This is a genomic window from Amycolatopsis solani (assembly GCF_033441515.1).
Lineage (GTDB): Bacteria > Actinomycetota > Actinomycetes > Mycobacteriales > Pseudonocardiaceae > Amycolatopsis > Amycolatopsis solani.
In genome coordinates, this window is the sequence record NZ_JAWQJT010000003.1 from 166,450 (window position 1) to 185,883 (window position 19,434).

At 74.1% G+C, this 19,434-nt stretch carries 14 protein-coding genes; 6 read left to right on the top strand and 8 right to left on the bottom strand.

All coding sequences use genetic code 11. The features are described 5' to 3' along the window. Position 1: 1 nt before the first annotated feature. Positions 2 to 373: a winged helix-turn-helix transcriptional regulator gene (locus tag SD460_RS33955; protein ID WP_290059408.1), complete on the bottom strand. Its 372-nt coding sequence runs from the start codon at positions 371 to 373 to the stop codon at positions 2 to 4. A 75-nt stretch (positions 374 to 448) separates the two neighbouring features. Here SD460_RS33955 and SD460_RS33960 point away from each other — a divergent pair, with 75 nt between their 5' ends. Continuing rightward, positions 449 to 1,279 carry an alpha/beta fold hydrolase gene (locus SD460_RS33960; RefSeq protein ID WP_290059411.1) on the top strand — a complete coding sequence of 277 codons (831 nt, stop codon included), beginning with the start codon at positions 449 to 451 and terminating at the stop codon, positions 1,277 to 1,279. A gap of 51 nt (positions 1,280 to 1,330) precedes the next feature. Here the strand turns inward: SD460_RS33960 and SD460_RS33965 are convergent, their stop codons facing one another. From SD460_RS33965 to SD460_RS33985, 5 genes are all read right to left on the bottom strand, one after another. After that, on the bottom strand, positions 1,331 to 2,248 hold the full coding sequence (locus SD460_RS33965) for an ABC transporter substrate-binding protein (RefSeq protein ID WP_290059412.1): 918 nt from the start codon (positions 2,246 to 2,248) through the stop codon (positions 1,331 to 1,333). Between the two features lie 75 nt (positions 2,249 to 2,323). Beyond that, positions 2,324 to 3,607: an LLM class flavin-dependent oxidoreductase gene (locus SD460_RS33970; RefSeq protein ID WP_318307269.1), complete on the bottom strand. Its 1,284-nt coding sequence runs from the start codon at positions 3,605 to 3,607 to the stop codon at positions 2,324 to 2,326. After that, positions 3,604 to 4,740, bottom strand: a complete 1,137-nt coding sequence (locus SD460_RS33975) for an LLM class flavin-dependent oxidoreductase (RefSeq protein ID WP_318307270.1) — start codon at positions 4,738 to 4,740, stop codon at positions 3,604 to 3,606. The genes SD460_RS33970 and SD460_RS33975 overlap by 4 nt, the downstream gene beginning before the upstream one ends. An 87-nt stretch (positions 4,741 to 4,827) precedes the next feature. Further along, entirely contained in the window at positions 4,828 to 5,370 is a 543-nt protein-coding gene (locus SD460_RS33980) for a TetR/AcrR family transcriptional regulator (protein ID WP_290059418.1), read from the bottom strand. Beyond that, on the bottom strand, positions 5,367 to 6,098 hold the full coding sequence (locus SD460_RS33985) for an alpha/beta fold hydrolase (protein ID WP_290059421.1): 732 nt from the start codon (positions 6,096 to 6,098) through the stop codon (positions 5,367 to 5,369). Before SD460_RS33985 ends, SD460_RS33980 begins: the two co-directional genes overlap by 4 nt. A gap of 186 nt (positions 6,099 to 6,284) precedes the next feature. Here SD460_RS33985 and SD460_RS33990 point away from each other — a divergent pair, with 186 nt between their 5' ends. Then, the gene (locus SD460_RS33990; RefSeq protein ID WP_290059424.1) at positions 6,285 to 6,899 is read left to right on the top strand and encodes a MerR family transcriptional regulator; all 615 of its coding nucleotides are present in this window, start codon (positions 6,285 to 6,287) and stop codon (positions 6,897 to 6,899) included. A 34-nt stretch (positions 6,900 to 6,933) separates the two neighbouring features. Here SD460_RS33990 and eno read toward each other — a convergent pair whose 3' ends face one another. Next, positions 6,934 to 8,217 carry a phosphopyruvate hydratase gene (gene eno / locus SD460_RS33995; protein WP_290059425.1) on the bottom strand — a complete coding sequence of 428 codons (1,284 nt, stop codon included), beginning with the start codon at positions 8,215 to 8,217 and terminating at the stop codon, positions 6,934 to 6,936. 207 nt (positions 8,218 to 8,424) lie between these two features. Here eno and fbaA point away from each other — a divergent pair, with 207 nt between their 5' ends. Then, positions 8,425 to 9,456: a class II fructose-bisphosphate aldolase gene (gene fbaA, locus SD460_RS34000; protein ID WP_290059427.1), complete on the top strand. Its 1,032-nt coding sequence runs from the start codon at positions 8,425 to 8,427 to the stop codon at positions 9,454 to 9,456. Positions 9,457 to 9,463: 7 nt separating this feature from the next. Here fbaA and SD460_RS34005 read toward each other — a convergent pair whose 3' ends face one another. Beyond that, on the bottom strand, positions 9,464 to 9,904 hold the full coding sequence (locus SD460_RS34005; RefSeq protein WP_290059428.1) for a PTS mannitol transporter subunit IIA: 441 nt from the start codon (positions 9,902 to 9,904) through the stop codon (positions 9,464 to 9,466). A 317-nt stretch (positions 9,905 to 10,221) separates the two neighbouring features. On the opposite strand from SD460_RS34005, the gene SD460_RS34010 reads away from it, so the two are divergent. From SD460_RS34010 to SD460_RS34020, 3 genes are all read left to right on the top strand, one after another. Continuing rightward, positions 10,222 to 13,029 (top strand): AAA family ATPase, encoded by a 2,808-nt coding sequence (locus SD460_RS34010; protein ID WP_318307271.1) that lies wholly within the window; start codon positions 10,222 to 10,224, stop codon positions 13,027 to 13,029. 162 nt (positions 13,030 to 13,191) lie between these two features. Then, positions 13,192 to 16,743, top strand: coding sequence for a helix-turn-helix transcriptional regulator (locus SD460_RS34015; protein WP_318307272.1), 3,552 nt, complete (start codon positions 13,192 to 13,194; stop codon positions 16,741 to 16,743). Between the two features lie 5 nt (positions 16,744 to 16,748). Further along, the gene (locus SD460_RS34020) at positions 16,749 to 19,427 is read left to right on the top strand and encodes an AAA family ATPase (RefSeq protein WP_318307273.1); all 2,679 of its coding nucleotides are present in this window, start codon (positions 16,749 to 16,751) and stop codon (positions 19,425 to 19,427) included. Positions 19,428 to 19,434 lie beyond the last annotated feature (7 nt).

Below are 19,434 nucleotides of genomic sequence, written 5' to 3' on the forward strand. Positions count from 1 at the left end.
GTCAGTCGGCTGATCGTTTCAGCGCCCGGTCGATCGCCGGCATGTTCTCCTCCGCCCACGTCCGCAGGGCGGATAGGGGGACCTCCAGGGACTCGCCCAGCTCGGTGAGGCGGTAGTGCACCTTCGGTGGGACCGTCGGCTCCACTCGCCGCGCCACCAAGCCGTCGCGGGTGAGGCTCTGCAACGTCGTCGACAGCATCTTCTGGGAGACGCCCGGCATGCGGCGTTGCAGGTCCGCGAAGCGCACCTCTCCCGGGGCGGCTTCGGCCAGGACCTTCACCGCCATGGACGTCCACTTCGTGCCAATGCGGTCGAGGAGCTTGCGGGTCGGGCAGGCGGGGTCGAAGAGGTCGCCGCGCGGGGAGGGGGTCACCTGGAGCTCACCACCTGTCGGGGAAGTGCCGTCTTGGCCGGACTGGGCCGGTTACTTACGCTCAGCCGGTAACCAATGGTAACCACTGAGGAGGGTAACGTGCGAGAGCAGCGGGTCAAGGCCAACGGCATCGAGGTGAACGTGGCCGTCGCCGGGGAGGGGCCGGCTTTCCTGCTCCTGCACGGCTTTCCGCACACCTGGCGGCTCTGGAGCGAGGTCATCCCGCCCCTGGCCCGGCACCACCGGGTGATCGCGCCGGATCTGCGGGGGCTCGGGGCGAGCACCCGCGCCGAGGGCGGGTACGACGCGGGGACCCTCGCGGACGACGCCGAAGCGCTTCTCGACGCCTTGGACGTGCCGGAGGCGACGGTCGTCGGGATCGACGCCGGGGCGCCGCCCGCGTTCTTGCTCGGGGTGCGGCGGCCCGGGCGGGTGCGGCGGCTCGTGCTCATGGAGTCGCTGCTCGGGCGCCTGCCCGGGGCCGAGGACTTCCTCCGCGGCGGGCCGCCGTGGTGGTTCGGGTTCCACGCCGTGCCCGGGCTGGCCGAGACGGTGCTCGCCGGCCACGAAGCCGAGTACGTCGACTGGTTCCTCGCCGCCGGCACGCACGGACGCGGTGTGCCGGCGGCGATCCGGGACCACTTCGCCGCGGCGTACCAAGGGCGCGACGCCTTGCGGTGCGCCTTCGAGCACTACCGCGCCATGCCGGAAAGCGCGCGGCAGATCGCCGAGGCCGGCCGGCTCACCGTGCCCACGACGGCGATCGGCGCGCACCCGGTGGGCGACGCCCTCGCCCGCCAGCTGCGCCCGCTCGCCGACGACCTCACGACGCACCTCGTCGAGGACTGCGGCCACATCATCCCGCTGGACCGCCCCGACGCCCTCCTCCCGCTCCTGCTCGCCTGACCGGCGTCAGCCTGACCAGCGTCACCCAGAACAGCGTCACCCAGAACAGCGTCAGCCGAGACCCTGCTGCGACAGCCAGTCCTTCGCCACGTCCGCGGCCTTCTCGCCGTCGGAGTCGACGCGCTTGTTCAGCTCGCGCATCCCTTCCGTCGTCAGCTTCGCGCTCACGGCGTTCACCGCCGCCGCGAAGTCCGCGCCGCGCTCGTCGAGGACCTTCTTGTTCACCGCCGGGACCACGTTCTCGGTGGGCACCATGGCCAGGTCGTCCTTCAGCGCCACGTACTTCGGGTCGCCGGCCAGCGGGCTCACCGAGTCGACCGGGATCACCGTCACCGCGCCGGAATCGAGCTGCTGCACGCGCGGCCCGAGCTCCTGCACCGTCTGGAACGTCGCGTTCGTCAGCTTGTAGACGTCGGTGAAGCCCTTGAAGCACGTGACGCGCTTCTCGCACTCCGGGCCGCCGGCCAGCACGACCTTGTCGAGCTTCTTCAGGTCGCCGATGCTCGCGATGCCGTTCGCCTTCGCCAGGTCGGCCTTCACGATGTAGGTGTTCTTGTCTTCGGCCGCGGCGTAGTCCAGCAGCGAGACGCCGCTGGGCTCGAGCAGCTTCGCCAGCTGCTCGTGTTCGCCCTTCGCGTCCTTCACCGGCTCCTGGCCGAAGCCCGCGGCGATCGCCGAGCCCTGGTACTCCGGGATGAACTGCAGCTCGCCCGACTTCAGCGACGGGTAGATCAGCTCCCGCGAGCCCAGGTTCAGCTTCTTCGTCACCGGGTAGCCCTTGGCTTCCAGCGCGCCCGCGTAGATCTCGGCCAAGATCTGGCTGTCGGTGAAGTTGAAGGACGCGACGACGATCGGCGCCCCGCCCTTGCCCGCCGCGGCGGGCTTGTCGTCCCCGCCGCCGCACGCTGTCAGGCCCAGAGCGGCCACCGCCACCAGCGCGGCCACTCGGATGTTCCGGGTCCAGCCCACGTCCCACTCTCCTTTGTCAAGATCGGACGGTCAGGACCCTAACCAGCACCACCGACAGAAACCACATCCTGGGATTCACCCGGCCAGGTGCTCACGCAGCGTCGAGCCCGCGTATTCGGTCCGGTACCGGCCCTTGGCCTGCAGGATCGGCACGACGTGGTCGACGAACGCGGTCAGCTCGTAGGGCAGCGTCGATCCCATGATGGTGAACCCGTCGACGGCCCCGGCGTCCTGCCAGGTGAGCACGTGGTCGGCGAGCTGCTCCGGCGTGCCGACGAAGTGGACCTGCCCCGCTCCCCCGGTGATCTTCGCCGCGATCTCGCGCAGCGGGGCCTCGGGTCGCTCCCGCGCCGCCGCCGCGAGCTGCTGCAGCCGCGACGACCCGCCCTCGGCCCGCAGCTCGGCGGGCAGCGGCGCGTCCGGGTCGAACGCGTCCGGGTCGAGGCCCGCGGTGTACAACGCGTTCTGCCAGCGGAACTCCGGGCTGGCCAGCTCTTCGAGCCGCTCCGCGCGGGCCTTCGCCTCGGCCTCGGTGCCGCCGAGGGTCACCATCAGGGCGGGCAGCACCCGCACCTTCGACGGGTCCCGGCCCGCCGCGACGACCTGGGCGTCCAGCTCGGCGCGGAACTTCACCGCCGCCTCCAGCGACGGCGGCCCGGAGAACACGAGCTCCGCGTACCGGGCCGCGAGCCCGATCCCGGCGGCCGACTGCCCCGCCTGGACGAGCACCGGCCGCCCCTGCGGCGACCGCGGGAACGGCAGGACGCCTTCGACGTCGTAGAACCGGCCGTGGAACCGCGGCGCGTGCAGCTTGGCGCGGTCGGCCCAGACGCCGTTCTCGCGGTCGCCGACGATCGCGTCGTCGTCCCAGCTGTCCCACGCCCGGGTGACGACGTCGACGAACTCGTGCGCGCGCTCGTACCGGTCGGCGTGGTCGGGGTGGGCCTTCTCGCCGAAGTTCGCCGCGGCCAGCGAGGTGATGGTGGTGACGATGTTCCAGCCCGCGCGCCCGCCGCTGAGGTGGTCCAGCGTGGCGAACCGCCGGGCGAGCTCCCACGGCTTGTTGTAGGTCGTCGAACCGGTGCCGATCAGGCCGATCTTCTCGGTGACCGCGGCCAGCGCGGAGAGCACGGCGATCGGGTCGAACTGCGTCTGCGGCAGGTGGGTGACGCGGTATTCGGCGATGGCGATGTTGTCGGCCAGGAAGATCGAGTCCATCAGGCCGCGCTCGGCCGTCCGCGCGATATCGGCGTAGTACGGCAGCCCGAGCACCCCGCGGACGTCGTCGCCGACCACGCGCCACGCGGATTCGTGGTAGCCGTTCGGCCAGATGAACGCGTTGAAGTGCAGGGAATTCACAGCGCGGCTCCTTCGATGGTGCGTGCCGCGTCGGCGGCGGTGCGCCCGTGGACGGCCGGGCGACCGCCGTACGGGTCCTGGTCGGTCCACAGTGTCGTCGGCGCCGCGGCGCGCACCACGGGCACGACCTCGGCGGCGAACCGTTCGAGCATGGCGAGCTGCTGCTCGTGCGGGATCATCGTGGGCAGGCTGAAGGACTGCAAGTCGTGGCCGTAGGCCTCGTGCCACCACAGGATCTTCTCGGTGATCTGCCGCGGGCTGCCCACCAGCACGGGGCCGCGCGCGATCGCGTCGTCGATGGTCGGGAACTCCATCGCGTTGCCCGGCGTGTGGTTGCCGGGCTGGTTGAAGTATTCGACAATCCGCTCGTAGGTGGGGCCGAACGCCTCACGTGCCTCCTGCGTGGTGTCGGCCAGGTACAGGAACCCGGCCCCCGCCCCGACGTAGGCGAAGCGCGGGTCGTGGCCGTGCTCGGCGTAGTGCTTGCGGTAGTGCTCGATCAGCACGGTGTAGTTGTCGCGCGGCTGGATCGCGTTGGCCGAGAAGAGCGGGTCGCCCCACTGGGCCGCCAGCTCGGCCGACGTCACCGTCGTCGCCGACCCGTGCCAGACGCGGGGCGCGCCGGCGAACGGGCGCGGCAGGCTGGTGACCTCCTGCAGCGGACCGCGGAAGCGGCCGGTCCACGTGACGTCCTCCTCGCGCCAGAGCCGCCGCAGCAGCTCGTACTTCTCCGCGAGCGCGTCCCACTGGTCGCCGTTGCCGATGCCGAACATCGGCAGCTGGCGCAGCTCGTTGCCCTTGCCGATCACCAGCTCCAGCCGGCCGCGGGACAGCTGGTCGACGGTGGCGTAGTCCTCCGCCACGCGCAGCGGGTCGTGGACCGACAGCACCGAGACGCCGGTCTGGATCCGGACGCGGCTCGTCGTCGCGGCGATCGCCCCGAGCAGCACGGTGACGCCGCTGCTCAGGAAGTGCCCGGCGTGGCGTTCGCCGAGCGCGACGGCGTCGAAACCGAACTCCTCGGCGTAGCGCGCCGAGGTGAGCGCCTGCGCGAAGCGCTCGTCGGTGCGGATCCGGCGACCGGTCACCGGGTTCGTCAGGTGGGGCAGGATGTCCAGGACCTGGAATCTCATCGCGGGTTCCTCGCTCGCGCCGGGGGTACGCGGTCATCGTGCAGAAACCGGTCCATCCCGCGGCGGCCGTTCCACCCTTCGGACGGCTCAGGCGCGCCGGAGCCCATTGACCAGGACCCGCACGAGCCGGCGTGGGTCGTAGGCGGTGCCCGCGCCGGCGCACAGGCTGCCGACGCCGCGCATCAGCTCGTACGGGTCCTGGCCCGGCTCGATCTCGCCGGCCGCGGCGGCCGCTTCCAGCAGGTCGGTGCACACCGGGCCGAGGCGCTCGAGGAAGTAGGCGTGCAGCGGGTCGTAGCACGCTTCGTCGGACTGCAGCACCGACGCGAGCCCCTGCTTGGTGATGACGAAGTCGACGAACCGGTCGATCCACGCCACGAGCGCGCGGTGCGGCCCCGGTTCGCTCGCGAGCAGCGCCGGCCCGGCTTCGGCCAGCGACTCGACCTGCAGCCGGTACACCGCGAGGATCAGGTCCGCGCGGGTCGGGTAGTGGCGGTAGATGGTCGCCGTACCCACCCCGGCCCGGGCGGCGATCTCCCGGATCGGGGCTTCGACGCCGGAGGTCACGAACACCGCCGCCGCGGCCTCCAGGACGTTCTCGGCGTTGCGCCGCGCGTCGGCACGCTTCACGCCCGCAGGCTACCGGCCCGCACCCCGACGTCCAGCAGCAGCGCGGCGAGCGCCGCCGGTTCGGTGATCATGCAGTCGTGGCCGGTGGCCAGCTCCCGCACGTCGGCGGGCTCGCCGTTCGGCTGCACGGCGGGCACCGGGCGCCGGTCGAACCCGCCGGGCTTGACGGTGCAGTGGATGTGCGTACGCGGGATCGCGGCCAGCGCCGGGTTGTCCATGGCCACCGGTTCCTCCAGGCACCGCAGGGACTGATCGCCCAGCATGGTCCGCACCCAGGCGACGTCCCCGGGATCGGTCACCCCGAACAGGCCGAAGGGCGCGGGCAGCTCGGGCAGCGGCGGCACGCGCCAGCCGGTCCCGAGCATGGTCCGGCTGATCGGCATGACGTCGAGCGCGTTCTCCCCGTCGGTGGGCACCATCGCGTCGAGGTAGACGAGCCGCGCGACGCGCTCGGGCACCTGGTTGGCCACCGCGGAGATCACCATGCCGGCGTAGCTGTGCCCGACGAGGACGACGTCGTGCAGGTTTTCTTCGACCAGCAGCCGCACGACGTCGGCGGTGTGCGTGCCGAGCCCGACGTCCGGGCCGAGCAGGTGCGCGGTCTCGCCGTAGCCGGTCAGCGTCGGGGTGAAGACCCGGCGCCCGCTCGCGGCCAGGTGGGGCACGACCCGCGCCCAGGCCTGCCCGGTGTGCCAAGCGCCGTGGACCAGCACGTACGTCGTCGTCATGAGAGGTCACCCTTCAAGTGGGACAGTGTCCCGGTTACTATATGGGACACTGTCCCGGTTAAGGCGAGCGGCTCGAAATCTGGGCATCCCACCAGACTTCGCGCCCGGCGCTGGGCCACGCCCACCCCTCGGCGGTTCACTGGGCGTTCCCCGCGTGTGCGGGCGGAGAAGGGGGACCCCGGCGCCATGCGGATGGCCGAACTCAGCGCGGAGACCGGTGTTCCGGTCGCGACCGTCAAGTACTACCTGCGCGAGGGCCTGCTGCCCGCGGGACGGCGGGTCGGGCCCAACCAGGCGCAGTACACCCCCGAGCACGTCAAGCGGCTGCGGCTCGTCTGCGCGCTGCGGGAGATCGGCGGGCTGTCGCTGGCGGAGGTGGCCGACGTGCTCGGGGTGCTCGACGCCGGGCGCGCGGCCCGGGTCGTGCTCGGGGCCGCGCAGGACGGGCGGGTCACCGTGCGGCCGGTTTCCGCGGCGGCGCGGGCGTGGGCGCTCGGGCGGGTCGGCGAACTGCTCGGCGGGACGGCCGACGACACCGATCCCGCCGTGGCGAACCTGGTCACCGTGCTGGCCGTCTGCCACGGCCTCGGGCACGACGCCGTCTCCGGGAAGCTCGCCGAGTACGCCGACCTCGCGCGTGCGGTCGCGGCCGTCGACGCGGCCCTGATCGACGACGTCGGCCCGGCGCGGCGCCCCGCCGAAACCGCGCTCATCACCACGCTGCTCGGCGAACGGCTTTTCGCCGGGTTGAGGCACTTCGCGCTCGTCGCCGCGCTGGACGTGGCGCCGGCCGAAGCCTGACGCCGGGACCGCGCGGTCCCGGCGTCAGACCGGCTCAGCGCTTCCGGTTCAGCGGCGCGCGGCCCGCGTACTCCGCCGCCTCGCCCAGGTCCTCCTCGATGCGCAGCAGCTGGTTGTACTTCGCCGTGCGGTCCGCCCGCGACAGCGATCCCGTCTTGATCTGGCCGCAGTCCACCGCGACCGACAGATCGGCGATCGTGGTGTCCTCGGTCTCCCCCGACCGGTGCGAAAGCACGACCCCGTACCCGGCGCGCGACGCCACGTCTACCGCGTCCAGCGTCTCGGTCAGCGTGCCGATCTGGTTGACCTTGACCAGGATCGCGTTCGCCACGCCCTGCTCGATCCCGTCGGACAGCAGCGCCACGTTGGTGCAGAAGACGTCGTCGCCGACGAGCTGGATCTCCTCCCCCAGCGCGCGGGTCACCAGCTGCCAGCCGGCCAGGTCGTCCTCCGCCATGGCGTCCTCGATGGACGCGATCGGGTACCGGGCGACCAGGTCGCGCAGGTAGCCGGCGTGCTCGGACGCCGACCGCTTCACGCCTTCGCCGCGGTAGTGGTAGATCCCGTCCTCGTAGAACTCCGAAGCCGCCAGGTCCAGCATCAGCGCCACGTCGTCGCCGGGCACGTAGCCGGCCCGCTCGATCGCACGCACCACGAAGTCGAGCGCCTGCTCGGCCGTGTCGAGCTGCGGCGCGAACCCGCCCTCGTCGCCGACGTTCGTGTTGTGCCCCGCTTCGCGCAGGATCCCGCGCAGCGTGTGGAAGACCTCGGCGCCGACCCGGACCGCTTCGGCGAAGCTCGACGCGCCGACCGGCGCGATCATGAACTCCTGGAAGTCGATGCCGTTGTCGGCGTGCGCGCCGCCGTTGACGATGTTCATCATCGGCGTCGGCAGCCGGTACGTGCCCTCGCCGCCCAGGTGGCGGTACAGCGGCAGCACGTGCGCCTGCGCGGCCGCCTTCGCCACCGCCAGCGACACCCCGAGGATCGCGTTCGCGCCGAGGCGCGCCTTGTTCGGCGTGCCGTCCAGCTCGCACAGCACCCGGTCCACCTCGACCTGCGACCGCGAGTCGAGCCCCACGACCGCGGCGGCCACCTCGCCGTTCACCGCGTCAACGGCCTTCCGGACCCCCTTGCCCAGGAACCGGCCCGGATCACCGTCGCGCAGTTCGACGGCCTCACGCGTGCCCGTCGACGCACCCGACGGCACCGCCGCGCGCCCGAACGAGCCGTCGGCCAGCTCGACGTCGACCTCGACCGTCGGGTTGCCGCGGCTGTCCAGGATCTCCCGGCCGGTGACTTGGACGATGGCAGTCATTGCTCTCCTCAGCGGCACGACGGATCGCGCCTCGGGTTCAGGGAAAAGGCCGGCGGGACGAACACGGCACGGGCGGGACGACGTCGTCACCTGCCACCGGCCGGACCGGTACCACCGTTCTACCGGGCCGCCACTGGGGAAAACCCCAGCATCGCGCCGCTAGCGTTCCGCCGGAACCCACCCCCGAGTCCGAAGTGGAGCGCCAGCATGCCCATCGCCACCCCCGAGGTCTACCGTGAGATGCTCGACCGGGCGAAGGCGAACCAATTCGCCTACCCGGCCATCAACGTGACCTCGTCCGAGACCGTGAACGCCGCCATCCGCGGGTTCGCCGAGGCGGAGAGCGACGGGATCATCCAGTTCTCCACCGGCGGCGCCGAGTTCGCCTCCGGCCAGAAGGTCAAGGACATGGTCGTCGGCGCCACCGCGCTGGCCGAATTCGCGCAGGTCGTGGCCGCGAAGTACGACGTGAACGTCGCGCTGCACACCGACCACTGCCCCAAGGACAAGCTCGACGGCTTCGTCCGCCCGCTCATCGACATCTCCATCGAGCGCGTCAAGAACGGCCAGAACCCGCTGTTCCAGTCCCACATGTGGGACGGCTCCGCCATCGACCTCGACGAAAACCTCGAGATCGCCGCGGAACTGCTCGCCAAGACCGCCGCCGCCCACATCATCCTCGAAGTCGAGATCGGCGTCGTCGGCGGCGAAGAAGACGGCGTCGAAGCCGAAATCAACGAAAAGCTCTACACCGCCGAAGGCGACTTCCTCAAGACCATCGACGCCCTCGGCGCCGGCGAGAAGGGCCGCTACCTGCTCGCGGCCACCTTCGGCAACGTCCACGGCGTGTACAAGCCCGGCAACGTCAAGCTCCGCCCCGACGTCCTCAAGGGCGGCCAGGAAGCCGCGGCCAAGAAGCTCGGCCTCGACCCCGGCGCCAAGCCCTTCGAGCTGGTCTTCCACGGCGGCTCCGGCTCGCTGCCGGAGGAGATCCGCGAGGCGGTGTCCTACGGCGTGGTGAAGATGAACGTCGACACCGACACCCAGTACGCCTTCACCCGCCCGATCGTGGACCACTTCTTCAAGAACTACGACGGCGTCCTGAAGATCGACGGCGAGGTCGGCAACAAGAAGGTCTACGACCCACGCTCGTACCTGAAGGCCGCCGAGACCGGCATGGCCGCGCGGATCGTCGAAGCCTGCGAAGCGCTCGGCTCGGCCGGCACCCGGCTGAAGTAACCGATTTTCAGGTTTCCCGGAGGATCCGGGTGATTTCCCCCGGATCCTCCGACGCGCGCAGGACGTCGAGGTGCGTCGGGTGCGCGAGCAGCGCGGTGATCCGGCAGAGGATTTCGACGTGCTCGGCAGCGGAAGCGGCGATCGCGATGGAGATCGTAACCCGTTCGCCGTCCCACGGCACGGGAGCGGTGAACCGGGTGAACGCCAGCCCCGGGTTCACCAGGAGGTAGTCGTGGACGTGCAGTGCGTGCGGAACGGCGATCCCGTGCCCGAGGTAGGTCGACGCACGGCGTTCCCGCGCGTGCAGCGAGTCACTGTATCCCGTGTGGACGGAGCCGGACCGTTCGAGCGATTTTCCGATGTGTGCCAACGCTTCCCAGCGGGTGGCCGCCGGGACGTCCAGCTCCACCGAGCGCACGGACAGGGACAGCACTTTTTCGTTCGTCACTGATTACGTTCTTTCCTGGGGATGCGGAGAAAAGACGGCCGGGTCACGTCGTCGTGCGCGCTCACCGTACGCCACGGCCACGCGATCCGGCGAAAACCCGGTCGCGCGTCACACCATTCGGAGAATTACGCGAAAATACTTCGAATCCATTGTCCGGTGCCGTTGTCAAGCGATTCCGGCGAAGTCTGGGGGAATCCGGGTCGGCGGCCCGGCCGGGGCCGGTGCCGCGCGCGTCCGGCCGATGGGCCAGGCTGGGAACGCCGGAACGGACCCGGCGATCGCGCGCGGACGGGAGAACTGTGGCTGTTCGGAGTGGTGTGCGGGGGCTGCCCCGGCCGGATCTGGCGGGCCGGGACTGGGAACTGCGGGTGCTCACCGACCGGGCGCGTGCCGCCGCTCTCGGCGAAGGGCAGGCGGTGCTGCTGCGCGGGCCCGCCGGGATCGGGAAGACCGGGCTGCTGGCCGTCGCGCTCGACGAGCTGGACCGGACCGCCACCACCGTGCTCACCGTGACGTGCGCCGACACCGGGGCCGGGGCCTACGAAGCCGTCCGGGCGCTGTTCGGTCCACTGTGGCCGCGGGGCGACGCCGGCGAGGCCGGCCTGCTCACCGGCAGCGCCCGGCTCGCGCTGCCCGCGCTCGCGCCCGGGCGCGTCGACGGCGCCGCCGCCGACACCTACTCGGTCATGCACGGCCTCTACTGGCTGGTGGCCGGCCTGGCCGCCCGCGGCCCGGTCGTCCTGGCGGTCGACGACGTCCAGTGGTGCGACGAAACGTCCCTGCGGTGGCTGGGCTTCCTGCTGCGCCGGGCCGAAGACCTGCCGCTGCTGGTGCTGCTGGCCCAGCGCACCGGGTCCGACGGGCCGGGGCCGGCGGTGCTCGCCGACCTCGGCACCGCCGTCAACTGCCTCGCGGTCGACCTCGCGCCGCTGGCCGCCGACGCGGTCGCCGACGTACTGGCCGCCGGGTTCGGCACGGCCCCGGACCGGGAGTTCGTCCGGCACGCGGTCGACATCACCGGCGGCAACCCGTTCCTGCTCGACCGGGTGATCGGCGCGCTGCGCGACCGCGTGCCGCCGGACGCCGGGCACGTCGGCGTGCTCGACGAGCTCGGCCGGGAAGCCGTGGTCCGCCCGCTGCTGGACCGGCTGTCCCCGGCCGCGCTGGCCGTCGCACGCGCGATCGCGGTGCTGGGCGGCGAGGAGCTGGAGACGATCGCCGCGCTCGCCGGCACCCGGCCCGGGCCGGCGCGCCACGCCGTGCAGGCGCTGCGCGACGGCGAGCTGCTCGAACCGGACCGGCTGGACTACCCCCACGACCTGATCCGCGCGGCCGCGCTGAACACCGCGGAGCCCGCGGAACTGGCCCGGCTGCGCGAGCGCGCGGCCACGCTGCTCAACGACAGCGGCCGCTCCAGCGAGGAGGTCGCGGTCCACCTGCTGGTGCTCGACGGGCCGCCGCAGCCGTGGATGGTCACCGTGCTGCGGGAAGCGGCCGCGGCAGCCGAAAGCCGGGGTGCCCCCGCGGCGGCCGCGCGGTACCTCGCGCGGGTGCTGCTGGCGCACGAGGACGACGTCGCCGTGCTCGTGCACCTGTCCCGGGTGCTCGGGCAGAGCGACCCGGCGGCGTCCCTGCGGCACCTCGAACGCGCGCTCCGGCTGGTGGCCGACCCGCGGCGGCGGGTGCCGATCGTGATGCAGTACGTCATGGTGTCGCTCGGCGCGCAGAACTCCCGGCGGTCCTTCGCGCTGGCGACCGAGGTGTCCGACGCGCTGGACGCCGTCGCCGGTCCCGACCCCTCCCCCGCCGACCGGACGCTGCGCATGGTCGGCCAGTCGGCGCTGCTGCTGTCCGGATTGGACGAAAAGGCCACCGTCGCCGAGGTCGGCGCGCGGTTCCGCGACGTCGTGCCGCCGCCGGGCGACACCGCCGAGGAACGCGAGCTGCTCGGCATGCTCTCGTCGCTGGGCACGCTGCAGGGGCGTCCCGCCGCCGAAGTCACCGCCCAGGCCGCCCAGGTGCTGCGCATCGGCGACGTCGCCCCGGGCGGCTGGGCCGTGCTCGGCGCCGTGCTCACCCTCTACCTCGCCGACCGGCCCGAGCCCGCGCTGGCGGCGCTCGGCGGGGTGCTCGACCACGCGCAGCGCCGCGGGCAGGGGTGGACCTACATCCTCGGCGCGACCACGCGCGCGCTGGTCCACCAGTTCTGCGGCAACCTCACCGACGGGCTGGCGGACGCGCAGTACGCGTTCGACGTCATCACGCAGGAGCGGTGGGCGCCCGGCACGGCCATGCCGCAGGTCGTCCTGGGGTCGCTGCTGGTGCGCCAGAACGATCCGGCGGGGGCGGAGGAGGCGCTGGCCGCGATCGTGCGGCCCCGGCTCGAGGAGTTCACGCTCGAGTACCACTGGTACCTGCTCGCGAAAGCCCGTGCGCGGGCCGCGACGGGCGACGTCGAAGGCGCGCTCGCCGTGCTGCGCACGTGCGGGGAAAGCCTGGCGGGCAACGGGATCGGCAACCCCGTGCTGGCGCCGTGGTGGTACGAATCGGCGGAGCTGCTGGCCGGGCTCGGCCGTCGTGCCGAGGGCGAGGCGGTGCTCGACGGCGTCGAGCCCGCGGTCCGCCGCTGGGGCACCAAGCGGGCGCTGGGCATGCTCCAGACGTCACGCGGGGTGCTCGCCGACGGCGACGCGGCGATCGAGCGGCTGCGCGAGGCGGCCGAGCTCCTGGCGGATTCGCCCGCGAAACTGGAGCAGGCGAAGGCGGAGTACCTGCTCGGCAGGCGGCTGCTGGCGCGCGGGGACGCCGAAGGCGCGCGGGAGCGGCTGCGCCGGTCGATCGACCTTTCCGTGCTGAGCCGGGACAAGCAGCAGCTCGGGCTTTCGCTGCCGGCCCTGGCCGAGGCGGGCGGGCGGATGCGCCACGGCACCGATTCGCCGTCGGACGCACTGAGCGGCAGCGAGCGGCGGGTGGCCGAGCGGGCCGCGGAGGGCGTGACCAACCGGGAGATCGCCGAGTCGTTGTTCATCACCCAGCGGACGGTCGAGGTGCACCTGACGAGCGTCTACCGGAAGCTCGGCATCGGCGGCCGGGCCGAACTGGCGGAAGCGTTGCGCGACCACTGAGTCACGGTCGGTCGCGGATTGCCCGGCTGTGCCCGGGAATTCTGGCCGGGCGGGCAGAGCTCCGCTGGACGGCGCCCGCCCCGAGGCCAACCCCGCTGGTGCGGCTTACGCTGCCCACGGCCCGGGTCGGCGTCGACCGCGCGGCCCGGAGGAGGTCATCCCGTGCGCGAACCGCGTCTCGTCGGCCGGGACCGCGCGGTGAGCGTGCTCGACGACCTGCTCGCGGGCCTGGCGCAGGGACGAGGCGCGACGGCGACGATCGCGGGCGCGGCGGGGACGGGGCGGACGGCGCTGCTTTCGCGGGTGCTCGGCGGTTTTCCCGGCGCGTCGGCTTCGTGCGTCCCGGACGGGATCCCGTTCGGGGCGGTGACGCAGCTCGCGGCGGCTTTGGTGCCTTCTCGTGCTTTCGGGGAGCTCGTGGGTGAGTGCCTCGAGGATCTCGAGGGCGCGGCTGGGCGGTTTTGTTCCGCGTTCGCCCGGGTGGCCGCTTCGGGGCCGCTGGTGCTGGCGGTCGATGACTTGCCGTGGGCGGACGAGTGGTCGTTGCGGTGGTTTTCGGAGATGGCGGGTCGTGTCGGTGAGGCGCCGGTGCTGCTGATCGCGACGGCGTACGAACCGGTGGGTGAGGGGCACCGGATCCCGGTGGCGCCGTTGACGCCGGGTGAGACGGCGATGCTGGCGGGTCAGGTGCTGGGTGAGCTGTCACCGGAGGCGGAGGCGGCGGTGCTCGAGGTGGTCCGTGGCCGACCGGCGGTGCTGCACGAGCTGGCAGCGGAGGCGGCGGGGCTGCACGGTGTGGGGCGCGCCGTGAACTTGGGTGAGCGGGTCACGCGGTGGAACCCGGCAGGCGGGCCAGCCGTGACCTCGGCGAGGCCGCACGGTATGGGGTCGGCGACCTGGGCTGAGGCGGCCGCGCAGCCGGGCTCGGCGGGAGCCGGGCGGGCCGTCGCCTCGGCGAGGCCGCACGGTACGGGGTCGGCGACCTCGGCCGAAGCGGCCGCGCAGCGGGGCTCGGCGGAAGCCGGGCGGGCCGTCGCCTCGGCGAGGCCGCACGGTATGGGGTCGGCAACCTCGGCTGAGGCGGCCGCGCAGCGAGGCTCGGCGGAAGCCGGACGAGCCGTCACCTCGGCGGAGCTGGCCACCGGGCGGGCCTCGACCTCCGCAGGGCCGGCCATGCGGGGGAACTCGGCCATCGGGCGAGCCGCGACCCCAGGCGAGCCGGGCGCGCAGTGGGCCCCGGCGGGAGCCGCCACCTCGGCGGGGGCGGCCGTGCGGTGGGACTCGGCGCGGGTGGCGGCCGCTGGGCGGGCTGTGCTGTCGGCGCGAGCGGCCCGGATCCGCCGTGGGCTGCCGCCGGATGCGCTGGCTCTCTTGCGGGCGATGTCGGTTTCGGAGCGGCTCGACGTGGTCGCGGCGGTCGGGCTGGCCGAGTTGCCGCCGGCGGCGGTGGCCGGTGCCTTGAGTGCGCTGGAGGCGAGTGGGCTGGTGGCGGACGGCCGTCCGGCGGAGCCGCACCTGGCCGCCGATGTGCTGGCGGAGCTGGCCGAACCGGAGCGGGACGGGCTGTACCGGCGGGGTGCGGAACTGGCGCACCGGACCGGGGCGGGCGCGCTGGTCGCGGCGGAACTGCTGCGTGCGGCACCGCCGGTCGGCGAACCGTGGGCGCGCGCGGTGCTCGAAGAGGCGGCGGAACAGTGGTCGGCCCAGGGCAACCCGGTGGCGGCCGCCGAGTCCCTGCAGCGCGCGCTAAGCGAACCCGCTTCGCCGGCCGACCGGGCGGCGCTGCTGGTCCGGCTGGCGTCGGCGGTGGTCCGCCGCGAACCCGACCACGCGGACCGCCGGCTGGTCCAGGTGCTGGCGGAACCGGCACTGGCCGCCCTCCCGGCCGCCTCGACGGCGGCGGACCTCCTCCTGGCCCGCGGCGACGCCGAGACGGTCCACCGTCTCGTGGCGGAACCCGGCCGAGCGTCCACTGTGGACCCGGCTTTGGCGGCGCTGGCCCGGCTCGCCCGCGAGGAAGCCGCGGCCGACCCGGAGATGCCCGTGCCCGCGCTGCCCGGCCCGGACGTATTCGGTGACCCGAGCGGAAACCGCACCACGCCGGCCGGCTTCGCCGAGGAGCGGGCCGCGCTCGAACCGCCCGATACCTCGGGTCAGCCGCTCCCCGGAACTCCGGCTACCGACGGCCGCCCTGCATCGTCACCTACCGGTACCCCGGACCGGCCGCTCACCACCACGCACAACCGACTGATGCCCGACACCGGCTCCACCACCCTGGGCCAGCCGCTCCCCGCCACTCACGACCGCCCGGCACTGCCCATCACCCCCGGCCAGCAGCTCCCCACCCACGCCCGGCCTCCACTACCACTCACTGGCCCCACCGCGGCGGCCACTCACGACCGCCTTGCGCCGTCACCTGCCGGCACCCCGGACCGGCCGCTCACCGCCCCACACAGCCGACCAACCCCACCCGACACCAGCTCCACCGCGCCGGGCCAGCCGCTCACCGCCACGCACGACCGCCCGGTGCCACCACCCGCCGGGTCCGCACCCCCGGGCCAACCGCTGACCGCCACGCATGACCGCCCGGCACCGCCACCTGCCGGGTCCACACCCCCGGGCCAGCCGCTCCCCACCCACGACCGACCCGCGAGCACCACCCCGGGCCGTCCGCTTCTCCCCTTTCCCGGTACCGCCACCCAAGACCCCGCCGCAGCTGGGGTTGCTGCCTTCTGGCTTGCCGTTCGGGGCGAACAGCGGGGTGCCGTTCTCGACCTTGCCGCCCGGGCGCTCGTCGTGCGGGAAGAAGCGCCCCTCATGCCGCGGATCGCCGCCTGCCGGGCCCTGCTCTGCGCCGGGGCCCTCGGCGAAGCCATCGACGCCCTGACCGTCGTCGTCGCCGCGGCTCGGCGGCGGGATGCGCGGGCCGCTGCCGCGCAGGCTCTCGTGTACCGGGCCGGCGCCGCGCTGCGCGGGGATCGGCCCGAGGATGCCCTGCGGGATCTCGGGGACGCCGATCGGGAGTTGCCCGCGCGCTGCTGGCACCCCCTCGCCCTGCCCGCGCGGGCCGCCGTCGAGATCACCACGCAGCTGCGGCTCGGGCGGCTCGAACACGCTCGCCACCTGGGTGCCGAACCACTCCCTCGCGGTAGTGGGCACGGGGCCGCGGCCGCGTTCCTGCGGCACGCCGAGGCGGAGCTCGCCCTCGCCGAAGACGATCCCGATACCGCGCTCCACGCCGCCCTCGAATGCGGTCGGGTGCTGCGCTCGCGGGGGTGGGTCAACCCGATGGTCGCCGCCTGGCGGACGACCGCCAGTCTCGCCTCAAGGCGGCTCGGGGACCACCAGGCCGCCGCCGCGCTGGCCGCCGAGGAGCTGGCCCTCGCCGAACGGTGGGGTACGGCCTCAGCGCTCGAACCGTTGCGCGAGCGGGTCGTTGCCGGGTTGCGGCGGGCCGTTCCCGCGCCGCGGCGGCCCGCTGATCCGCTGCCCGCGCCGCGGTTTCCCGTTTCCCGGCCCGACGCGCTCTCGGCCGGCGAACGCGACGTCGCCGAGCTTGCCGCCCGGGGGCTCGCCAACCGGGAGATCGCCCGGGAGCTGTCGATCGCGCTGCGGACCGTCGAACTGCGGCTGACCAAGGTGTACCGCAAGCTCGGGCTCAACGGCCGGGCCGCGCTCGCCGACCACTGGCCCACCCGGACGCCGGGAGGCTGACGCGGGTGCTGGTCGAACGCGAAACCCACGAGACCGCCCTCTCCGGCGCGCTGCGGACGGACGGCGGGGTCGTCGCGGTGCGCGGCGAAGCCGGGACCGGCCGCTCGGCGCTGCTGCGGCTCCTCGGCCGCCTCGCCGCCGGGCGGGGCGCGCGGGTGCTGCGGGCCGCCGGGGCGCCCGCCGAGCGGGACTTCCCCTTCGGGGTCGTGCGACAGCTCGTCCTGCCGCTGCTCGGCGACCCCGGCGAAGCCGAGTTGCCGCCGATCGCCGCGAAGCTGCTCCGGTCCGCGGCCGGGCCCGGCTGCGATGACGCCGTGCGGCTGCTCCACGGCCTCCACGTCCTCCTGCTCGCCCTCGAACCCGTCGTGGTGCTGGTCGACGATGTGCGCTGGGCCGACGAACCTTCCCTGCGCGCCTTGGCTTTCCTCGCCGGACGACTGCGCGGCACGCGGGTGCTGCTCGGCGTCGTGCTGCCGGACGCGCCCCGGGCACCGGCGCTGCAGGACATCGCCCGCGCCGCCGGGTCCGGAGTCCGTGCCCAGCCACTGTCCCCCGACGGCACACGCCGGGTGGCCCTCGCCCGGATCGGCGCCGGGGCCGACGCCGCGTTCACCGCGGCCTGCCACGAGCTCACCGGCGGCCGGCCGAAGGACCTCGACGAACTGCTGTCCCGCGCGTTCGCCCACCGGCTGACCGGCCGGGCCGCGGACTGCGTGCCGCTGCGCCAGCTCGGCGCCGCCGTGCACCGGGACCGGCTGCGGCAGCTGGTCCGGCGCGAGCCCGAAGTCGAAGCACTCGCGCGGGCGGTCGTGACGCTCGGGCGGCACGCGGAGCCCGAGCTCGTCGCGCGGCTGGCCGGGCTGGACGCGGCGGCGTGCGCCGAAGCCCGCTCGCTGCTCGGGGACGCGTGGCTGAGCACCGCCGTCGACGGGCGGCTGGTCCCCGAGCCCGCGCTGGTACGGGTGGTCGAGGAAACGCGCAGCGCGGCCGGTGCCGCGGAAGCGCACCGCGCGGCGGCGGCTTTGCTGACCGCGCAAGGGTTTCCCCCCGAACACGTCGCCGCGCAGCTGCTCAGCGTCGACACCCTCCGCGGTCGCGAAGACGTCGTGACGCTGCGGACGGCGGCGGTCGCGGCTCAGCGCCGGGGCGCCCCGGACCTCGCCGCGCGCTACCTGCGGCGGGCCCTGCTGGACGTGCTGCCCGGCGACCCCGGCCGGGCCCGGCTGCTCACCGAACTGGCCGCCGCCGAACCCGATCCGCGTGCGGCCGTGCGGTACCTGGTGCAGGCCGCGCCGCTGCTGCCCGCGGGCCGCGAACGGGCCGAAGCGGTCGCGCGGATCCCGCTCACCGCCGCCGCCCGCGGGCCGCTGGTGACGGAGCTGGTCCGGACGGCGACCGGCGCCGACGACCCCGACCTCGTGCCGCGGCTGGAAGCCCGGGACTGGTTCGCCGCGCTCGAAGAGCCGGGACGGCCGGCCGCCGCGGCGAACCGGCTGCGGGAACTGCCCGAGCACCCGGCGGGCCCCGGCGAACGGGAGCTGCGCGCGGTGCTGCTCCTGGCCGCCACGCTCGGCGGGCGTGTCACCGCCGCCGAAGCCGCCCGCCACGCCGGCGTCCTGCTGGACCACGAGCCGGCGCGGACCGTCCGGGCCGGTACGGCGTTGCGGATCGTTCCCCTCGTGCTGATCGCCGCGGGCCGCCCGGACGCCGTCGCGCCGTGGCTGGCGGCCGCGGGCGGGCCGCGGGCCACGACCGCGACCCGCGTGCTCGTCGACGTCCACCAGGCGCTGGCGCTGCTTTCACGCGGCCGGTTCGCCGAGGCCGGGGAGCCGGCGGAGCGGGCGTTCCGCGCGGCCGAGCCGGGTGGTTACGACGTGCTGGCGCTGCCGGCCACGACGCTGGCGCTGGTCGCGGACTCCGCGCGCAGCCGCGACCTGGCTCGGCAGGTGCTCGACGGCCTGCCCGACGCCGACGACCTCGCGGTGTTCGCGGTCCGCCGCGGCCTGCAGGGGATGCTGGCCGCGCGCGAGGACCCGGACGCGGCGCTGGCGCAGTTCCTCGACCGCGGCCGCTCGCTGGACCGGGCGGGCTGGCACAACCCCGCGATCTACGCGTGGCGCGGGTCGGCCGCCCTGCTGGCCCGGCGGCTCGGCCGGACCGGCCAGGCGCGGCAGCTGGCCGAGGAGCACCACCGCCACTCGCTCGCGTGGGGCGCACCCGCGATCGTCGGGCGGTCGCTGCGGGTGCAGGCCGCGCTCGCCGGCCGCCGTCGGGCGGTCGAGCTGCTGCGCGAGGCGGTCGAGCTGCTGGACGGCGCGCCGGACGAGCTCGAAGCGGCCAAGGCGTGCGCCGACCTGGGGACGTGCCTCCGCGAGGCGGAGCCGGACGCGGCACGGCGGTTGCTGGCCCGCGCGCGGGAGCTGGCCGAAAGCTGCGGCGCGGGACGGCTGGTGGCGCGCGAGGACGGCACGTTCGGCCACGCGGAGCTGTCCCGGCCCACCGCGGAGCTGACCGCCGGCGAGGCGACCGTCGCGCGCCTGGCCGCGGGCGGGCGGACCAACACCGAGATCGCCGGCGAGCTGAGCATCAGCCGCCGGGCCGTCGAGAAGCACCTGACCAGCCTGTACCGCAAGCTGAAGATCGACGGCCGCGCCCAGCTGGCCTCGGTGCTCAACGCGCACTGAAAGGTGA